Below are 19,414 nucleotides of genomic sequence, written 5' to 3'. Positions count from 1 at the left end.
GCGGTCACGACAAGCGCGTAAGGGGTCCCGGCCCCGGCCTGGTCCATGCTGATCCGCGAGACCAGAGTCGCGAACCGTTCATAGATCCACGCCCTCGCTGTCGGCTGCTCAGCACTCAGATCCACCCGGGACCCGTCAGCACGCACCCCGACACCCACCACAAATCCACTGTCCTCAGACTCACCGGCCATCTCACCAGGATTGGAGCCGCCTGAGGTGGCATTGCCGTCGGGGCTGTCCGAGCCGTCAGGCGCCTGGCCGACGGTCGGCAGTGGTGCGTCGAACCGGTCACCACGCAGCACGGAATCGACAACATCGAACAGAGACTCCTGACCACCGACAGCACAATCAACACCACCGTCAGCGCCGTCGGCATCGGCGGGTGCTCCGACGACGCCACCATCACCAGGATTCCCGCGAACACCCGAACCATCGGTGGGTGCCCCGAAGGCATTACCGTCACTGTTGACGTGTTGGGGTGTCGTGGATTCGTTCGCGGATTTGATCCGCGAGGTCAGCAACCCGTTCAACGCCGCCCCCGCCACAGGGTCGAGGAGACCATTGAGCACCCAGTCCCCATTGCGTTTGGGTCGCATCGTCACCGAATAGTCACTGCGCGGTGTCTCCTCGACCGGTTTCTTCCCATCCGGATCGATATAGCCGAGCATCCGGGTGAAGATCGCTCGAAGATCAGTGACCCGCACTGTCGGGGCATAGGCGACGAGGCGTTTCTCCACATCCGCCCGCTGCCCGGGACTCACCCAGTCGGGCAGGGCGGCCAGGCAGTCATCAATGGTCTTCGCCTGCCCTGCCGACAAGGCACCGGTGTGGAGAGCTTCGGAGACTTCGGGACACAACGGTTCGAGTGCCTGTCCGGCCAGATCCACCCGCCCACCGAGGTTCTTGGCCATCTCGGCCCGCCGGTGGGCCTCGGTGCGGGTGAGGTTGAGGCGGTCCTGGATGAGGGACTTCGTGTCCTTCGCCCCCGTCTCCGCCGGTGTGCCTACCCGGTCGTAGACGGCCAGGGCGAGGATCGACAGGGCTTCCGAGACCCGGGAGAGGGCCTCGGCGCCGTCGACGAGGAGGAGTGCCTCTTCCGGGCCCATGGGTTTGTCGAAGGACCGCAGTTGGGCATCGAGGTGCATGAGACTGGTGATGCCGGTGGTGACTTCCGGGGCGAACGCCGTCAGGTCGGCCCACGCACTGCCGGTGAAGAGGGGGTGTCTGCTCACCCAGGCGGGCACGTCGGTGTCCCCGTCCAACGCGGCCGCGGCCGCAGCGATCTCAGCGACCTCGTCGTCGACGGAATCCTGTTCTGCGCCCGAGGGTGTGGATGGGTCACCGGCGGCATCAGTGGGTTGGGGACCGGCCTTGGGCGGTTCAGGATCGTGTGCGGCACCGTCGTCGACGGTGTCGAAGTAGGTGCTGTCCGGTTCAGGCCCGGGATCCTCGGCGGGTGGGGTCGGGGTGAGGGTGGTGAACGTGTCGGCGAGGGGGTGGCCGGTGAGGTCGATGCCGGCGTTGGTGAGCTGATCGAACAGCGACTCAGCACGCGGGGTGTCACCCGAGGTTGGGGAGGACTCCGACGAAGACGACCCGCCCGTGTGCGCACCCGCGGCGTTGTTGCCGGGGGTGGGGTGCTTGCGGTTCGGGGTGAGAGTCATGGTGTCCAGGGGTCCATTCGCCATTGTCCATGTCGTGTGACCTATTATACACCTTTGTGGTGTGTGTCAAGATGTTTGTTTGTTTTTTGTTCGACTATTTTTTACACGTTCTAGCGTCTTCGATTTCTAGGCCGAGCTGTGGTGTCGCCGTGCCGTTGTGTGATCCGACTTCGGTGTCGGCAGGGGTTCGTGTGTTCCAGGGTGGGTCAACGCTACAGGCCGCTGCTGACACCACCCGAGTCCTCGCAGCACATACCGCAGACGACCCTGCAGTGCCCGAAGCCGAAGTGCGTGTGCATCACGGGCACATCTTCTGCCTCCGGCACACAGTCCTCCACGCGGGCACCCGGGCACCAGACCCCACGCCTCCGCTCAGAGGCCGCCGAGCATCTTCCCCGGATTGAGGATCCCGAGCGGATCGAGCGCGTTCTTCACCGCGAGCTGCATCCTCTGCGCCCCGGCGTCGAGCTCCTCGCCCAGCCAGTCCCTCTTGAGGTATCCGACGCCGTGCTCGCCGGTGATCGTCCCACCGAGCTCGAGGCCGATGCGCATGATCTCCCCGAAGACCTCGAGCGCCTTCGCAGTCTCCTCCTCGTCGGCGGCATCGAAGAACACCGACGGGTGCGTGTTCCCGTCTCCCGCATGCGCGACGAGCGAGATCGTCAGCCCCGACGACTCACGCAGCGCGTCGAGTCGGTCGCAGAACTCCGGCATCGCCGCCCTCGGCAGACACACGTCGTCGAGCAGCTGCCCCCCGCCATGCGCACCGGCGAACTTCTCGTACGCCGGCTGGATCATCCGCCGCGCTGCGATGAGGGCGGCGGAATCGGCGGGATCATCGGAGTACGCAACGTCGAGGGCACCGCACGCGTGGGCCACCTCGGCGAATTTCGCCATCATCGCCTCCGACTCAGCGACCGCAAGATCGACCTGCATGATGAGCATCGACCCGGCCTCCCCGTCGAGACCGAAGTCGCCGTACGCGTTGAGCATGGTCAGGCTCGAACCGTCGAGGAACTCGAAGAGGCTCGGCACACCGCCGCCGGCCATGAAGTCGGCGACCGTCTGCAGACCGCTGCGCTCATCGGGGAACGTCGCGACCGCGGTGAATGGATCGGGCAGGGCGGGCACAAGCCGCAGGGTCGCCTCGACGATGACGCCGAGCGTGCCCTCGGACCCGATGAAGAGCTGCCGCATATCGAGCCCCGCCACGCCCTTCGCGGTCTGCGGACCGAGCACGCTCAGCGTCCCATCAGCGAGAACCACCGTGAGACTGCGGACATAATCCCTGGTCACGCCGTACTTGACGCAGCACAGGCCGCCCGCGTTCGTCGCGATGTTCCCGCCGATCGACGAGATCCCCACCGACCCCGGGTCCGGCGGGTACGACAGCCCGAACGGCGCGAGGTGGTCCTTGAGGTCCTGGTTGATGATGCCCGGCTGCACGGTGACCGTCCGCTCGGCCTCGCTGACGGCGACGACGTCGTTCATCCGCGCCACGCTGAGCAGGATCGCCCCCGGTGAGGCGTTCGCGCCGCCCGAGATCCCCGAGCGCGCCCCCTGCGGGACGACCGGGATCCGATGGTCGGTGGCGAACCGCATGACCTCTTGGACGTCGCTCGCCGAGGTGGCCCTGACCAGGGCGATCGCGCCCTCGGCCGGGCAGAACAGGGCTTCGTCGCTGGCGTGGGCGGCGATGATGTCGGGGTCAGTCGTGAGCACACCCTCGCCGAGGCGGGACGCGAGCTCGGCCAGGGGCGGAGCGGCGACCCCACGGGAATCGTCCGCCGAGGCATCCCCCGCCGCAGCGCCTGCCGTTCCCACCGGGGGCTCCCCCGCACCCGTGTTTCCGGCCACTGGCGTCGTTGAGCTCGGCTCGGTCATCGTCTCGGTCCCTTCACGCGGAGGGCGGCCGGCGCCGCCCGTCTTCGTCATCATTGTCATCGTCGCTTCATCGCCTGTCACCTCGCCGAGGTGGTCCGACGACCCGCACGGCTTCGTCGTCACCGGAGGCGACGCCGTCGGTACCGAACGCCACCCCGTTCGTCAGGGGCGTCGCGGTGGACCAGGGCTCGGCAGCAGGGTGCCGATGACCGGGACGAGGAGGGCCAGACCGCAGGCCACGACGACGAACCACCCCGTTCGGGCAGTGACCATGAAGGCGGCAGCGGGCACGCCGGCGATGAGTCCACCGGCCACCGCGATGCCGATCGACGTGCCCAACTGGCGCGCCGTCGATGCGACTCCGCCCGCGGCACCGGCACGGTCAGGCGGGAGATGGCTGACCGCGGCATTGGTGATCGGCGCATTGCCGAAGCCGATCCCCGACCCGATGAGACCGAGGGCGAGCCCGAGGAGCAGCGGATCGATGCCCGCGCTCCCGACGCCGCGTCCCCCGCTGAGAACCGCCTGGGTGGCGATGAGGAGGACGACCCCGCCCGCAGTGATGAGACCGGCGGAGAGCAGGAGCGGCCCCCGAGCCCCGAACCTGCCGACGAGGATGCCCGACACCGGTGCGAAGACTGCCGTCGCGATGGCCATCGGCAGGATCGCGGTGCCCGCGGCCAGAGCGCTGCGTTCCTCGACGACCTGGATCATGCTCGTCGTCAGCAGCAGGGTCACGCTGAAGGCGATGAAGATCGCGACCGCGCCGAGGATGGCCCCGGCGAATGCCGGCGACCGGAAGGACGAGGGCTCGACGAGGGGCGAGCGCACGCGGTTCTCAACGACGACGAAGACGACTGCCAGCAGCACTGCGAGCCCGTACCCGACGAGCGCTGTGACCGAGGTCCAGCCGATCGCGTTGCCTTCGATGAGGAGTCCCACGACGGTGGCCAACAGGGCGATGAGGAGAAGTTGGCCGGGGACGTCGAGCCGCCTCGGCGAAGGGCTGCGGGAGGGCGGCACGATGAGGGCGACGAAGACGATGATGATCGCGACGACGGGCCCGTTGATCCAGAACAGCGCACGCCAGTCGAAGGCGGCCAGAAGGAGGCCGCCGGCGATGGGACCTGCGGCCATGCTCACGCCGAACATCGCGCCCCACACTCCGATGGCGAGTGCGCGTTCGCGCTGCGTGGGCATGACGTTGACGACGATCGCGAGCGCGACGGGGGAGAGCATCGACGCGCCGACGCCCTGAATGGCGCGCAGGCCGATGAGCATGGCCCCGTCGCCGGCGAGCGCGCAGAGGAGCGAGGCGACGGCGAAGATGCTCAGGCCGGTGAGAAGGACGAGGCGACGACCGAATCGGTCGGCGACGGCTCCCGAGGTCATGAGCAGGCTGGCGAAGACGACGGTGTAGGCGTCGACCACCCACGGCAGCCGTGCCGCATCGAGGTCGACCCCGGAGCCGATCTCGGCGAGCCCGACCGTGACGATCGTCGTGTCGAGTCCGACGAGGAAGAGAGCGAAAGCGCAGATGACCATGACCGTCCAGCGGCGGCGGAAGCTCAGGGGAGCTGTGGCCGAGTCCGTCATCGCTGTCCTTTCGCCGTCGTCTGACACCTGCACAGTCGCCGACCGGTCGTCGCGGTCTGCTGCCATCGTCCACCGTATTGTTGATTGGGACGATGCCATCCGCTTGTCGAGACAGAGTGGGGATGCTGCCCGGGGGCAGGGCCGGATTACGATGAGGGCAGGGAGGGTAAGAACGGCTGCCGCGACCGGCGCCGGGCCGCGTCGCTCTCCCCCGAACCGACAGAAGAGATGCAGGTGAGAAGGCATGCGACCGATGACCGACCTCGACGCTGAGACGCTGCGCGAGTACTACCGCAACTTCTCCCGCATCGAGGCGGCCGGGACGTCGCCGATCTACACCTCCTGGGCGGCAGGTGTCGCCGATGACGACGAGATCCTCGCCCTCCTCCTTGACCTTCCGCGGCCGAAACGTCAGGCGAATCTGCTCTTCGGCGCGGCCAGGCATCTCGGCTCCGGTGAGGGTGACTACGCCGAGCTGCGGCAGTGGCTGCTCGAGCACTGGGTTGAGACGCGCACACTCATGCTCGCCCGCTCGACACAGACGAACGAGGCCGGACGCTGTGCCGTGCTGCTGCCGGCGCTCGCGCAGATCAGCGGTCCGGTCTCGCTCATCGAGGTCGGTGCTTCTGCCGGGCTGTGCCTCTACCCGGATCGCTACAGCTACACCTACCGCACGGGTGGCAGCCCGAGCCCGGACGAGCGCGAGCCCTCCGGTGCCGTCTCCGGTGCCCCGCAGGACGAGCGCAGGACCGCCGGTGCCGACTCCGGCCCCGCGCAGGACGATCCCATGCCCGGCGATGCCCGAGCGTCTGCTGCTGGGGAATCCACGGCTCCGGGATCCTCTGTCACCCACCTCGATCCCGTCGACGGGCCGAGCACCGTCGACCTCGCCTGTGACATCGCGGGTGCCCTGCCGCCGGACCGACTTCCCGAGGTCATCTGGCGCGCGGGCATCGACCTCAATCCGCTCGACATCACCGACCCGGAAGAGCGAGCCTGGCTGCGCTCGCTCATCTGGCCCGAGCACACGGTGCGGCGCGACCGGCTCGACGCCGCTGCGGCCATCGCCGCCGCAGACCCGCCGAGACTCGTCACCGGTGACCTCACGACAACCGTCGCGGCACTCATCGCCGAGGCACCCGCGGACTCACAGGTCGTCGTGTTCCACAGCGCAGTCCTCGCCTACGTCGACCCGGAGAGTCGAGACGAGTTCGTCGCGATCATGCGGGCCCACCCCGACGTCGTGTGGCTGAGCAACGAGGGCGAGCACGTGCTGCCCGACATCGGCGCGCAACTGGCCGACCATGGCATCGACGGTGCGGACGGACGCTTCGTCCTCGCCGTCGACGGCGTCGCCACGGCCCTCACCGGCCCCCATGGTCAGAGCTACGAGGCGCTGCTGTCCCCCTGACTCGTGTCGACCATCCACGGCACACCGAACTGGTCGACGCAGGCGCCGAAACCCGGGGACCAGAACGTCGGCCCGAGCGGCATCTGCACCTGCCCGCCCGCTGAGAGCGACTCGAAGACCTCCGTCGCCGCGTCGACATCGGGAGCGACGAAATTGAGCGCGACTCCGGTCATCGCGCCGCCGTCACCGGTCGGATCATCGGCGCCCATGATGCGCGAATCGCCGAAGGTCAGCTCGGCGTGCATGACCGAATCCTCGCTCGCGCCGGGCATGCGCGCCTCCGGCGGCGCATCCTTCGACCGCGTGAGCGAGAGCTCACCGCCGAAGATGTCGCGATACCGCTCGAACGCGGCTGCGCACTGACCGCCGCTGATGAAGACATGGGGAATGACTGGCATTGCTATCCACCTCGCATGATGAGTGATCGAACCTGCCGTACCACCGCGTGGGCGACACTGCCCTCCGCGATGCCTCCAGTATGCGCTCGACCACTGACACAGTCACCCGGTGCGCGCGGCCCGGCCCACCGGCCCAGTCCACTCGCCCGACCCGCCGCATTCGAACCGGCGCATCCGAACCGGCACAGCGGGCCACGTCACGAGGCCGGTCCCAGCACACCAGTCCAGGCACACCAGTCCCAGCACAACGGACTCAGCCCGCCCGCCCCCTCACGCCCACGCGACGACGAGGCGTGCCGCCTGCACCGGGATCGTCGGGTCGACGCCGGTCACCTCGGCGAAGCGGCGCAGACGGTTGGCCACGGTGTTGCGGTGGCAGTAGAGGATGCCCGCGGTCCGACCGATGCTCCCCGTCTCCAGGTAGGCGCGCACGGCTTCGACGAGGCGATCGCGTTCGGCGATCCCGCACGCGGCGAGCGCATCGTCGACGTCGGAGATCACCGACTTCCCGCTAGCGTTGAGGGCCCTGGCGGCCAGCCTCGCCCAGCCTCTGCTCCAGGTCATCGCCCCGGTTTCGCCCGCCTCGAAGACCTGGGCGAGGTCACGCGCGGTGAGCGCCGACCGACGCAGCGACCCGAGTCCCGCTGCCGCGACCATTCCGACGCGCGCCTCGGCGAGGCGGTCCTCGATCTCGCCCGCCCGCAGGTCGCCCCCACCCGTCCGTGACTCCTCGCTGCCACCGATCCGCGACTCACCGCCGCCGGCCCGCGACTCCTCGCCGCCGCCGGCCCGACCGGTCTCCGCCCGCACTGTGTCCCGTCCTGTCACTCCGCCGGGTCGCACTCGCCTGGCCCGGGTGAACGCGATGAGCACGTCGCCGAGGTGGTGGGTGAACATCGTCCCACCGGCGCTTTCGTGCGCGGAGACGAGGACGCGCAGGGCAGGGGTGTCCTCGGCACCGGCGGCAGCGACGATGAGCGCGTCGTCGACGTCGAGGCCCAGCGCCGAGGCGATCGTTGCGAGCCGTTCGGCGGTCGGGTCGGCGTCCTGGAAGAGTCCCGCGATGACGCCCTGGCGGACCGAGGACTCCTCGGCGCGCATCCGCGCCTGCTCCGCCGTGTACGCCTGTTGGACTTGGACGATGTAGTCATCGACGGTGCTGAGGACGTCTCCGGTGTGGCGGATGACGAGTTCGGCGTCGCTCGGTGCGGCGACCCGGGTGAGGGCCTCCCAGAGCACGGTGAAGTCGAGTCGGATCGCGGTCATCAGCGCTTCGAGTGGGATCCCGGCCCTGGCGCGGGAGACGCCGACGTCGGTCGAGACGGCTACAGCGCCGGAGAATCCGCCGGCGCGCAGTCCGTCGATGAGCGTGGCGAACGAATTCCGTCCCGTCCGCCGCAGCTCGGACAGCGGCAGCGGAGCCGGATCGTAGCCCGGCACGACGGCGACCCTGGCGACGAACGATTCGGTGAGCTCGTCGAGGTCGAGGGCGTCGAGCAGTTCGCTCCACCGGGCCTCATCCCCGGGCAGCGGACGATCGTGAAGGGTGTGCGTCGCACTCATCGACTCAGTGTAGGCACGCGTCTCGCCCCAGTGTAGGCACACGACACAGTGCAGATGCACAATGCACAGCGGTGAAACGGCGGCATTTCCTCGTGGAAACTCAGCGTTCTCCCTCGGTAGTGTCGTGAGTCACAGGAGAATCATCGTGGCGACGAGGCCACCAGCGACGACCGCAGACCGCGACCCACCGGTCGCACCCGACCTGCGCACCCGACGGAGATCACGCATGAGCAGCAAGCCCACCACCTCGGCGATCGAATACGACGCGACCCAGGAACTCAGCGTCAAGGACGCCAACAAGGTCGCCGTCGGCGCGCTCATCGGCACAGCGCTCGAATGGTACGACTTCTTCCTCTTCAGCGCCGCCGCCGCGCTGATCTTCAACGTCCAGTACTTCACCTCCGAGAACGTCACGGCCGCCGCACTCGCGTCGTTCGCCACCTTCGGTGTGGGGCTTGCCGCACGTCCGATCGGCGGGATCATCTTCGGTCGGATGGGCGACCGGATCGGGCGGCGGCGGGTGCTGATGATCACGATCGTCGGCATCGGCATCGTCACCGGACTCATCGGCATGCTGCCGACCTACGCGGCGATCGGGTTCGCCGCCCCGGTCCTCCTCGTCCTCCTGCGCATCGCCCAGGGTCTCTTCGTCGGCGGCGAATGGTCGGGGGCGATGACGCTCGTCGTCGAGAACGCCCCGCTCCACCTGCGCGCCCGCTACGCCGCGATCCCGCAGATCGGATCGCCGATCGGCACGATCCTCTCCTCCGGCGGCTTCTTCGTCATGACGCTGCTGCTCTCGCAGGAGAACTTCAACTCGTGGGGCTGGCGCATCCCGTTCCTCGTCGCAATCCCGCTCCTCCTCGTCGCCGTCTACATCCGCAGCCGCCTCGAGGAGTCCCCGGTCTTCCGGCAGCTCGAAGAGACCGGCGAGGTCGAGAAGAGCCCGATCAGCACGACGCTGAAGAACAGCTGGAAGCAGATCATCGTCGGCATGGCCGCCGCGCTCCTCGGCGTCGGCGGGTTCTACCTCGTCACCGCGTTCTGCGTGTACTACGGCGTGACGATCCTCGGCTACGACGATTCGCTTCTCCTGCTCGGCAGCATGGTCGCCGCGTTCGTCGAGATCTTCATCCTCATCTGGGGCGGAATGCTCGGGGCGAAGTTCGGCGCCAGCCGCGTCATCCTCTGGGGCGGCATCCTCTCCGCGGTCGTCGCGGTGCCCGCGTTCCTCATGTTCTCCTCCGGCCAGCCGGTGCTCATCGTCATCGCGATGACCGTCGCCGTCGGCGCGCTCTCGTTCCCCTACGCCGCCTCCGGCACTGTGCTCACCGGCCTCTTCCCCGCGACCACCCGCTACACGGGAGTGGGCATGGCGCAGAATGCGGCGGGCATGCTCTCGGGCTTCATCCCGCTGCTCGCCACCGGCTTCGTCGCCTCGGCCGGCGACCATTGGTGGCCGGCCGCTGCGATGCTCGTCTTCCTCTCCCTCTTCACGGCGTTCGCCGGAGCGATCGCCCCGAGGCTGAGCGTCTCCCTTCCCGGCTTCAAGCACTGACCACACCCCACGCGCACAGAAGGACCCCTCGATGAACGACACCACCGCCTCGGCGCCGGCGAATCTGCCTGACCGGGCCGACCGCGACGCCGACTTCCTCGCCGACTGGGCCGTCCACTCCCGCTTCGGTGCCGTCGAAGGCACGAACGGCGTCGACCGGCAGGCGGCGAGCCCCGCCGATGGCGAGCAGCGCGCATGGTTCGCGCGTCTGCTTCAGCAGCACGGGTTCGTCGTCGAGCGGGACGCGATCGGCAATCAGTTCGGGCTGCTCGAACTCGTGCCCGGCGCCCCCTACGTCCTCACCGGCTCCCACCTCGATTCGCAGCCGACAGCCGGACGCTTCGACGGGGCGTACGGGGTGATGGCGAGCGCGCATGCCGTCTTCGCCGTCGCCGAGGAGCTGCGCGCCGACCCCAGCCGGGCGCGGTTCAACCTCGCCGTCGTCAACTGGTTCAACGAGGAAGGCTCCCGCTTCAAACCGTCGATGATGGGCAGCAATGTCTTCACCGGCAAGGCCGACCTCGAGGCGGCGCTGACGACGACCGACCCGCAGGGCATCACCGTCGCCGAGGCGCTCGATGCCCTCGGCGAACGCGGCGACTTCACGGCCCCGCCGATCGCGTCCTATGCCGAGATCCACGTCCAGCAGGGCCGCAGCATGGAGGAGGACGGGGTGACGATCGGGCTCGTGGGCGCGACGTGGGCCGCCCACAAGTTCGAGTTCCGGGTCCACGGCGCGCAGGCGCACAGCGGCTCGACGCTCATGGCCGATCGCCGGGACGCCCTGCTCGGCGCGGCCCGGCTCGTCGTCGCCGCCCGCGACCTCGTCGACGAGTTCGAGCCCGGAGCGCTGCACACTGCGTGCGGCGAACTCACCGTCTACCCGAACTCCCCGGTCGTCGTCGCCAGCGACGTCGCGCTGCTCATCGATCTGCGCTCCCCCAGCGCCGAGGTGATCGCCGCCGCCCATGCCTCCCTCATGTCGACGGTCGCGACGGTCGCCGAGGAGGTCGGGGTCGACATCGAGATCACCGCGGAGCACAGCTGGGATCAGAACCCGTACCCGGCCGAGGGCGTCGAGCTCGCCCGCGCGGTCGCCGATGACCTCGGGCTCACCTCGGCGCCGGTGATGACGGTGGCCGGCCACGACTCGACGAACATGAAAGACACCGTGCCCACCGTCATGCTCTTCGTTCCCAGCGTCGGCGGGGTCTCCCACAGTCTCGAGGAGTTCACGAAGGACGAGGACCTCCTCTCCGGCCTCCATCACCTCACCGAGGTGGTCCGGCGTTTGGCGTCAGGAGCGCTCGCGGGGTAGGGGCCGGGCAGATGTCTGTATGCCCTCGACCAGTTGAGCGCATTGCGACTTTCGGCCGACAGGACGGCGCGTGCCGCCTCGCCGTAGATATCGCGATCACTGCGCGTGTGCCGCGGCGCGGAAGGTCGCGAACGCAGTCGCCCACGCCGTGAGCTGGTCGACCATCGACTCGACCGCTGCCCTCTGCAGGTCTCGAGGCGCGAAGTCACCCGTCGCGAGCGGATCGGCGATGACGAAGTCCTCGAACATTCCCAGAGCCGGCTGCACCGCCACCGTCGCGACCTGGAGCTCGCCAAGGATCTGACGCAGATGCTCAGCGGCACGCACACCGCCGTTGACTCCGTAGCTGACGATGCCTGCGACCTTGTCCGACCACTCTCCGTAGAGCGTGTCCACCGCGTTCTTCAATGCTGAGGGAACCGAGTGGTTGTACTCCGGAGTGACGAAGACGAAAGCATCGAGCCCGGCGACAACCTCCGCCCATGCTCGTGTTTCTTCTCGCTCATAGAGACCGAACTTCGGTGGATTCGGCTCGGGCGTGAGGCCCAGCCCGATGTCAGCGATGTCGATGACTTTGACCTCGCACTCGACGCCTACAGCGGCGCATCGCCGGTCAACGATGTCAGCCACCCAGGCGGCCACTGCCGGTCCTCGTCGACCAGGTCGAACAGTTCCCAGAAAGATTCCGATGTTCACCACGCCATTCCTTTCATCACCTTCAATATTACAGTTGGCACTGTACTTTTAAGCATGATAAAGTGCAAGACTATAATCGGAATCATGAACTCTGTGGACCACCGCTCGGCCACCGCGTCTGGAATTCCACCGAAACGGTTGGCGATTCTGCGTGCCGGACTCGAAGTGTTCGCCCGAGACGGCTTCGCCCGCACCAGCGTCGAGAAGGTCGCCGAGGTCGCCGCGGTGTCCACGCGCACGGTCTACAACCACTTCACCGACAAGGCCGGGCTGTTCGCGGCAGTCGTCGAGTTCAGTTCCGCTGCCGTCTCAGAGATCCACATCGGCGAGATCGAGAAGCATCTGGGAACGATCGGCTCCCGGACCGAAGTTGAGCCCGCACTGGTCTCCTACGGTCTGTCGATGCACTCCTCTGTTCCACCGAACGCACCGCATTGGCGTCTGGTCACGCAGCTCCAGGCCGAAACCGAGCACATCTCCTCGGAACTCCTCGAATCATGGAGACGCAGCGGACCTCTGCGAACGCGGCGGCAGATAGCGCTGCACCTCTCTGATCTCGCCCGACGCGGGTACCTCGAACTCGATGATCCCGACATCGCCGCTGCTCACCTCGCTGCCCTCATCAACGCCAGTCGCAGCGACATCCTCGACCCTGACCCGAGCGCCGAGCGGCTCGAGGAACTCATGCGCAGCGCCATTGGGACGTTCCTGCATGGCTATGCTGCGGCCGAACCACTCTGACACCCCGATGTCTCGGTCGCTTGATCTCCATCTCACCTGGATGATCGGCCTGTTGGCACGGGCGCCTTTGACAATAGAGAGTCGCGTGGCCTCCGCTCACACCCGTTCCCTACCGCACGACCTCACGATGCGAGCCGTCGAGGCGCCTCGTCCACCCGCGGCCATCGAGGTGTTCGAGGAGCGGGATGACGACCCGCCGCGTCGTGCCGAGCGCCTGCCGGGCCTGACTCGTCGTGAACGGCTGAGCGAGACCGGCGAGCAGGCGCATCGCCTGCGCCGGGGTGCGCGGGGAGACGACGACACCATCGCCGAGGCGCAGCACCCTGCCGGCCTTTTCTGCGACCGCGAGCTCCCGCGCTCCCAGGCGCAGCGCCCGCAGATCGTCCGCCTCCGGCGCATCGAACGGATCGGCCGCGAGGCGACGTTCGAGTGCGGCGACCCCGGCCTCGGCGGGACCGAGATCGGCCGTGTGACCCGGCGGGCGCACCATGCCGTCCGCGGTCTCGAGACCGGCCCGCCCGATGATCGTCGCCACGAGCGCTCCGCCGCCGTCCGGCAGCGGCGGATCCGTGCGTCGCAGCGCCTCGATGACGACCTTGACCGGCACGCCCGCCGCCATCGGCTGCGCGGCCAGCTGTCTCGACACAGTCTCGCGCGCCGCCTGCACCCACGCCTCGAGTGCCGGCGTGTGGACGAGCCGCCCGGCGAGCGCCTCGACACCGGCCGGCAGGGTCGCGTCGACTGAACCGCTCGCGTCAGTGGACGAGGCCGACCCCGCAGCCACCACCCCGAACCGTGCGAGCACGGCGCGTTCGACGGCTCCTCGGCGGGCCACCTCGGCGAGGACATCCCCGGTCACCGGCCGCTCGGCGAGCTCAGCGGCCCGACGCACCCCGTCGCCGCGTCGTCCCAGTTCAGGCGGATCGACGTCGAGGACGACGACGCCTGCGAAGACATTGCGGCTGCCGGGATTGCGCAGCACGACCCGGTCGCCGAGCTCGAGCGGCAGGGGCCGGTCGAGGGTGAGCCGGGCGTGGTCGGCGTCGAAGGGCCGCAGGCGCACGGGCACGGCCGCGGTGCCGATGTGGAGCATGAGCTCATGGACGCCGTCGTCGAGGGGCTCACCCATCGTCCGGCGGACGTCGACGACGGTGACGATCGGCCACGCGTCCGGGGTGATGAGGGCGTCACCGCGGTGGATGTCGTCGGCGGAGACGTCGCGGAGGTTGACCGCAACCCGGGCGGCCGGGGTGACGACCTCGGCGGAGGACTCCCGGCTCTGCATTCCGCGGATCCCCGTCCGGGCCGACGTCGTCGCCCCGACGATCTCCATGCGCTGCCCCACCTGCAGGGTTCCCGCGGTCAGCGTGCCGGTGGCGACAGTGCCCGCCCCGGTGATCGAGAACGCGCGGTCGAGCCACAGCCGCACGCGCGCAACGGGATCGGGGGCCGGGGCCGCTGCGGTCACCTCGTCGAGGCGGGCGACGAGGTCGTCCATCCCCTCCCCCGTCGTCGCCGAGACCGCGACGATCGGTGCCGCGGCGAGCGGCGTGCCCTGCAGCTGGGTTCTCACCTGGGCTTCTGTCACCGCAATGGTGTCGGGTGCGAGGTCCGCGCGGGTGATGACGACGAGGCCCCGGTCGATCCCGAGCGCGGTGATCGCATCCCGGTGATCGCTCGACTGGGCCTGCCACCCCTTGTCCGCGGCGATGACGAAGCAGACGATCGGCGCGGGCCCGACCCCGGCGAGCATGTTGGACAGGAACCGCTCATGCCCGGGAACGTCGACGAACGCGACCTCCCGGCCGGAGGGCAGCGTCGTCCACGCGAACCCGAGATCGATCGTCAGCCCGCGCCTGCGCTCTTCTTCCCACCGGTCCGGTTCCATCCCGGTCAGGGCTTTGACCAGGGTCGACTTTCCGTGATCGACGTGCCCGGCGGTGGCGACGACGAACATCAGGCACCCTCGCCGAGGCGGTCCGACGCGGTCCTGATCGCCGCGGCGACAGCGTCGTCGGCGGCTTCCGGCACGCACCGCAGGTCGATAAGGCACACGCCCTGGTGGATTCGGGCGACGACGGCGGGCTCGCCTGCGCGCAGGGGGGCGGCGAGCGCCTCGGGCATCTCGAGGGCCCATCCGGGCAGGGGCACCCCGGGGGCTCCCCCGCCGCCGACGCGACCGTCATGGGCGACGACGGTTCCGCCGACTGCCTCGGCGAGGGTCTCCGTGCGCTCCCGCAGCCGGTCGAGGTTGATGTGGAGGGCATCGTGGACGGGGTTGCCGCGCCCGGCGATCGTCGCCTCGAGTGCGGCGAGCGTGAGCTTGTCGGTGCGCATCGCACGGGCCAGCGGGTGGGTGGCGATGCGCTCGATGGCCGCGGTGGACCCGAGGAGGATCCCGGCCTGCGGCCCGCCGAGGAGCTTGTCGCCGGAGACGATGACGACGTCGGCGCCGGCGCGCAGGGCCGTGTCGATGTCGGGTTCGTCGGGCAGTGCGGGATCGGGGGTGAGCAGACCGCTGCCGAGGTCGGCGATGAGCGGGAGGTCGTGCTCGTCGGCGAGCGTGCGCAGTTGCGTCAGGGTCGCCTCGGCGGTGAAGCCGGTGAGACGGAAGTTGCTCGTATGGACCTTGAGCAGGCACGCCGTGGCCGGGGTGAGCGCGGCAGCGTAGTCGGCGAGGTGGGTGCGGTTCGTCGTGCCGACCTCGCGCAGCCGCATGCCGGTGGTGACCATGAGGTCGGGGAGGCGGAACCCGGCACCGATCTCGACGAGCTCCCCGCGGCTGACGACGATCTCATCCGGCGTGACGGATCGGGCGTCAGCGGCCGTACCGTTCCCCTGTTGAGCAGAACCGCTTCCCTGCGGGGCCGAGTTTCCCCGCAAGGCCGTGACGGCGAGGAGGAGGGCGGCAGCGCCGTTGTTGACGACGAGGGCGTCCTCGGCGGCCGGGCAGGCCCGCAGCAGGGCCTGCTTCGCGCCGACGCCGCGCTTGCTCCGCTTGCCGGACTCGAGGTCGAGTTCGACGTCGACATAGCCCGCGGCATCGGCGATCGCCTGCTGCGCCGCTGGTGAGAGCGGTGCGCGACCGAGGTTCGTGTGGACGATGATGCCCGTGGCGTTGAGCACCGGGGTGAGCGAGGAGGCACCATGGTCGGTCACGGCCGCGATGACGGTGGGGGTCACCTCGGCGACGGGGAGCTCACCGGACCGCGCGCGGGACTGGGCATCGGCGATGACCGCGCGGATGACCGATTCGCCGAGGCGGTCGCGGGCGGCCTCGACTTCGGGAAGGGCGAGGAGATGGTCGGTGCGCGGGATGCTCCGGCGGGGGTCGGGCTCGACCATGGCTGCCTCCTCCTCGGTGCGTGCACGACCGTGCTCGGGCCGGTGCGGGCGTGTGGCGGAGGCGGACGGGAATCGAACCCGCCAGACCGAGATGCTCGGTCTCACCGGTTTTGAAGACCGGGGGGCCCACCAGGACGCCAGACGCCTCCGGATCGAACTCTACCCTGTGCCCCGGACACCGCAGACCGCGCCCTCGCACCCCCTGCGGCGGTGACCGCGGAGACCCCCGTCACGGCGGTCGGGCCACCACGTGCCTTGCCGTTGACGCACGGGACGACCCCGCATAGCGTGGTCACCACGGATGACGCCGCTGACGCGGCGGTGTCCCGGAACCGACAACCGCTGGTCGAAGGCAGGTCCCATGCGCGCCGAACTGTTCGTCCCGCCCATCGCCTTCCATGCCGAAGGCCCCGTGTGGTGGCCCGACGACGGGTCCCAGGCAGCGAATTCCCTGCGCTACGTCGACATGCTCGCCGGGCGGATCCTCACCGCGCACGGCGCGCCCGGCTCCGGCAGCCCGAGCGGCCCGAACAGCACAGGCGGCACGAACGGCACCAGCGGCCCAACGAGTGACGAGGTGACCGTCCTCGATGTGCCCGGCCCCGTCGCCGCGTGTTTGCGCCCCCGGCTGTCCGGCGGCATCGCGGTGCTCACCGAGCACGGACTCAGCGTCTCCGCCGACCCGACCGGCGGCGACTGGACCACGGTCGCCGAACTCGTCTCCGACCCCGAGGTCCGCCTCAACGAGGGCGGCTGCGACCCGGCGGGACGGTTCCTCGCCGGCACGATGCGCTACGACCAGGGAGACGGCGGGGCGACCCTCTTCCAGATCAGCGGCGACGGTGCCGTGTCCACCGTCTTCGACGACGTGACGATCTCCAACGGCATCGCCTGGACCGCCTCCGGTGACCGCGCCTACTACAACGACACCCCCACCCGCAGCACATGGGTCCTCGACTGGGATGAGGAGACGGGGCTGACGAACCCGCGCCGCCTCTTCACCCTCGACTCCGACGACCCGGCCGGCGGTCCCGACGGGCTCTGCCTCGACGCCGAGGACAATGTGTGGACGGCGATCTACGGCGGTTCCCGCGTCGAGTGCCGTGACGCTGCCGGCACGCTCCTCGAGGTCGTCGAACTGCCGGTCACCAACGTCACGGCGTGCACCTTCGGCGGTCCCGACCTGCGGACCCTCTTCATCACGACGAGCCAGGAGGGGCTGACCCCCGGTGCCCAGCCCGAGGCCGGTGCCGTCTTCGCCGCGACCCCCGGAGCCACGGGGGTGCCGGTGGCACCCTTCGACGGCTGAGCCCACCGCCCCCGGCGCGAGCCCACCCACCAGACCCAGCACGGACACCCACCTGAGAGGACCATGATGAGAGCACTGAGCGTCGAACCGGGCACGGCCGATTCCCTCGCCGTCACCGAGGCGGCCCTCCCGGAGCCTGAGGCCGACGAACTCCTCGTCACCGGCCTGGCGATCGGAGTCTGCGGCACCGACCGGGAACTCAACGGCGGGCAGTACGGGTGGGCGCCGCCCGGTCAGGAGCGGCTCATCATCGGCCACGAGTCCCTCGGCCGGGTCGAGGCCGTACCCGACGGCTCCGACTTCGCCGTCGGCGACCTCATCGCCGGGGTCGTCCGCCGTCCCGATCCTGTGCCCTGCCCCGCGTGCGCGCACGGCGAGTTCGACATGTGCCGCAACGGCGAGTACACCGAACGCGGCATCAAGGAGCTCAACGGCTTCGGTTCCGAGCAGTGGGTCGTCAAACAGGACTTCGCGATCCGCCTCGACCCGGCGCTCGGACAGACCGGTGTCCTCATGGAGCCGACCTCGGTCGTCGCGAAGGCCTGGGACGAGGTGTTCAAGGTCGGCGGGCGCGCGTTCTTCGACCCGCAGACCGCAGTGATCATCGGCGGGGGCACGATCGGTCTCCTCACCGCACTCCTCGGGCGTCAGCGCGGGCTCGAGGTCCATGTCATCAACTCCTCGCAGAAGCCGAACAAGGAGAAGCTCGTGCGGGAGCTCGGCGGGCAGTTCCACGTCGGCGACCTGCCGCAGGTCCTCGCCGAGGTGCAGCCCGACATCGTCCTCGACACCACGGGCGACTCCCGGACGTTGGCTGACATCCTTGAGGCCGTCACCCCCTACCAGGTCGTGTGCCTGCTCGGGATGCACGATCCGCAGGGCGCGACCGAACTCGACCTCGCGACGATCGGCAAGCAGATCGTCCTCGACAATGTCGCGATCGTCGGGTCCGTCAACGCGAACGTCGAGCACTGGCGGCAGGCCGCCGAGGCGCTGGCCGCGGCCGATCCGCAGTGGCTGTCCGCGCTCATCACCCGGACCGTGCCCCTGACCCGCGCCCTCGACGCCTTCGACCATGAACCCGGGGACATCAAGGTCGTCATCGACCTGCAGAGCTGAGCCGGCGCGCCGCCACCACGCTGGCGCGCCCCAACCCCACCGGCGCCCCGGCAGCCATCCCCTCACCCGCACCTTGGGAGATCAGTCCATGAACACCTCGGCGCCGTCGGATCCGACGAAGAGCTGGTCACTGCGCTGCCGCGCCATCCGGGCGCTCTACGCGCTCATCGGCGTCGTCCTTATCGGTCTCGGGGCCGCAATCCTTGAGACCGGCGGGGTCGGCGTCGACCCCTACACGGCACTCAACATCGGGATCAGCGAGAGGATCGGGTGGAGCCTCGGCGCGTACCAGCTGCTGAGCAACGCGATCCTCTTCATCCCCGTCCTCATCTTCGCGCGCCGGTACATCGGCGTCGGCACGCTCATCAACATGACGCTCACCGGGTTCTTCATCCAGGTGTTCGCGGGCCTGCTCGCCCCGCTCGCCGTCGCCCCCCGGCGATCACGCGATGGCCGCCCTCTTCTTCGCGATCGGGATCATCGTCTTCGCGTTCGGAGCCAGCGGGTACATCTCGGCAGGCGTCGGCACCGCACCCTACGATGCGATCGCCCCGATCATCGTCGACCGCACCGGCTGGAAGTACCAGCGCGTGCGCGTCCCCCAGGACCTCATCGTCCTCGTGGGTGCCCTCCTCGTCTCCGGGCCCGTGGGCGTGGGGACGATCATGACGGCGTTCTTCGTCGGCCCGCTCATCGCGTTCTTCTCCGCCCACGTCAACGAGCCCCTCGTCGACCGGCTGACCCGGGGCCTCGGACGCACCGATTCCCACCCCGATGCCGGAGCTCCGGGAGACCCGACGAAACTGCTGTGA

Annotated in this window: 15 protein-coding genes, 1 tRNA gene and 1 pseudogene; 8 read left to right on the top strand and 9 right to left on the bottom strand. The window is 69.3% G+C overall.

Annotation, left to right across the window (positions count from 1 at the left end; genetic code table 11):
* The 3 genes from FJ887_RS12400 to FJ887_RS12390 form a co-directional block, all read right to left on the bottom strand.
* Nucleotides 1-1,664 (bottom strand): DUF222 domain-containing protein (locus tag FJ887_RS12400; RefSeq protein ID WP_250786235.1); only part of this gene is annotated, 1,664 nt, incomplete at its 3' end.
* A gap of 372 nt (nt 1,665-2,036) precedes the next feature.
* Nucleotides 2,037-3,548 carry an FAD-binding oxidoreductase gene (locus FJ887_RS12395; protein WP_140955445.1) on the bottom strand — a complete coding sequence of 504 codons (1,512 nt, stop codon included), beginning with the start codon at nt 3,546-3,548 and terminating at the stop codon, nt 2,037-2,039.
* 162 nt (nt 3,549-3,710) lie between these two features.
* Entirely contained in the window at nt 3,711-5,144 is a 1,434-nt protein-coding gene (locus FJ887_RS12390; protein WP_140955444.1) for an MFS transporter, read from the bottom strand.
* A gap of 253 nt (nt 5,145-5,397) precedes the next feature.
* On the opposite strand from FJ887_RS12390, the gene FJ887_RS12385 reads away from it, so the two are divergent.
* Nucleotides 5,398-6,555, top strand: a complete 1,158-nt coding sequence (locus FJ887_RS12385; RefSeq protein WP_250786234.1) for a DUF2332 domain-containing protein — start codon at nt 5,398-5,400, stop codon at nt 6,553-6,555.
* On the opposite strand, the gene FJ887_RS12380 is transcribed toward FJ887_RS12385, so the two are convergent.
* Together FJ887_RS12380 and FJ887_RS12375 are read right to left on the bottom strand one after the other, a co-directional pair.
* On the bottom strand, nt 6,531-6,953 hold the full coding sequence (locus FJ887_RS12380; RefSeq protein WP_140955442.1) for a VOC family protein: 423 nt from the start codon (nt 6,951-6,953) through the stop codon (nt 6,531-6,533). The two genes, FJ887_RS12385 and FJ887_RS12380, sit on opposite strands and share 25 nt — an antisense overlap.
* Before the next feature lie 270 nt (nt 6,954-7,223).
* Nucleotides 7,224-8,516: a helix-turn-helix domain-containing protein gene (locus FJ887_RS12375; protein ID WP_250786233.1), complete on the bottom strand. Its 1,293-nt coding sequence runs from the start codon at nt 8,514-8,516 to the stop codon at nt 7,224-7,226.
* Between the two features lie 226 nt (nt 8,517-8,742).
* On the opposite strand from FJ887_RS12375, the gene FJ887_RS12370 reads away from it, so the two are divergent.
* Nucleotides 8,743-10,074 (top strand): MFS transporter, encoded by a 1,332-nt coding sequence (locus FJ887_RS12370; RefSeq protein ID WP_137825879.1) that lies wholly within the window; start codon nt 8,743-8,745, stop codon nt 10,072-10,074.
* 31 nt (nt 10,075-10,105) lie between these two features.
* Nucleotides 10,106-11,392, top strand: a complete 1,287-nt coding sequence (locus tag FJ887_RS12365) for a M20 family metallo-hydrolase (protein WP_137825880.1) — start codon at nt 10,106-10,108, stop codon at nt 11,390-11,392.
* Nucleotides 11,393-11,488: 96 nt separating this feature from the next.
* Here FJ887_RS12365 and FJ887_RS12360 read toward each other — a convergent pair whose 3' ends face one another.
* Complete coding sequence (locus FJ887_RS12360; RefSeq protein ID WP_249356804.1) at nt 11,489-12,034, bottom strand: NADPH-dependent FMN reductase; 546 nt, start codon at nt 12,032-12,034, stop codon at nt 11,489-11,491.
* Nucleotides 12,035-12,142: 108 nt separating this feature from the next.
* Here FJ887_RS12360 and FJ887_RS12355 point away from each other — a divergent pair, with 108 nt between their 5' ends.
* The gene (locus FJ887_RS12355) at nt 12,143-12,829 is read left to right on the top strand and encodes a TetR/AcrR family transcriptional regulator (protein ID WP_137825882.1); all 687 of its coding nucleotides are present in this window, start codon (nt 12,143-12,145) and stop codon (nt 12,827-12,829) included.
* Between the two features lie 109 nt (nt 12,830-12,938).
* Here FJ887_RS12355 and selB read toward each other — a convergent pair whose 3' ends face one another.
* The 3 genes from selB to FJ887_RS12340 form a co-directional block, all read right to left on the bottom strand.
* Nucleotides 12,939-14,786 carry a selenocysteine-specific translation elongation factor gene (selB, locus tag FJ887_RS12350; protein WP_137825883.1) on the bottom strand — a complete coding sequence of 616 codons (1,848 nt, stop codon included), beginning with the start codon at nt 14,784-14,786 and terminating at the stop codon, nt 12,939-12,941.
* On the bottom strand, nt 14,786-16,174 hold the full coding sequence (gene selA / locus FJ887_RS12345; protein ID WP_137825884.1) for an L-seryl-tRNA(Sec) selenium transferase: 1,389 nt from the start codon (nt 16,172-16,174) through the stop codon (nt 14,786-14,788). Before selA ends, selB begins: the two co-directional genes overlap by 1 nt.
* Nucleotides 16,175-16,227: 53 nt before the next feature.
* Nucleotides 16,228-16,323: transfer RNA gene (locus tag FJ887_RS12340), tRNA-Sec, on the bottom strand.
* Nucleotides 16,324-16,535: 212 nt separating this feature from the next.
* Here FJ887_RS12340 and FJ887_RS12335 point away from each other — a divergent pair.
* The 4 genes and pseudogenes from FJ887_RS12335 (at nt 16,536) to FJ887_RS12325 (ending at nt 19,414) form a co-directional block, all read left to right on the top strand.
* Entirely contained in the window at nt 16,536-17,483 is a 948-nt protein-coding gene (locus FJ887_RS12335) for an SMP-30/gluconolactonase/LRE family protein (protein ID WP_137825885.1), read from the top strand.
* 66 nt (nt 17,484-17,549) lie between these two features.
* On the top strand, nt 17,550-18,602 hold the full coding sequence (locus FJ887_RS12330) for a glucose 1-dehydrogenase (protein ID WP_137825886.1): 1,053 nt from the start codon (nt 17,550-17,552) through the stop codon (nt 18,600-18,602).
* Nucleotides 18,559-18,960: pseudogene (locus FJ887_RS18650) on the top strand (DUF6198 family protein); the annotation flags it as partial. The gene FJ887_RS12330 and the pseudogene FJ887_RS18650, both read left to right, overlap by 44 nt.
* Before the next feature lie 91 nt (nt 18,961-19,051).
* Nucleotides 19,052-19,414 (top strand): YczE/YyaS/YitT family protein, encoded by a 363-nt coding sequence (locus tag FJ887_RS12325; protein WP_219993833.1) that lies wholly within the window; start codon nt 19,052-19,054, stop codon nt 19,412-19,414.

The organism is Brevibacterium sp. XM4083 (assembly GCF_006489205.2).
Lineage (GTDB): Bacteria > Actinomycetota > Actinomycetes > Actinomycetales > Brevibacteriaceae > Brevibacterium.
This window is presented reverse-complemented; position numbering and strand designations above follow the sequence as displayed.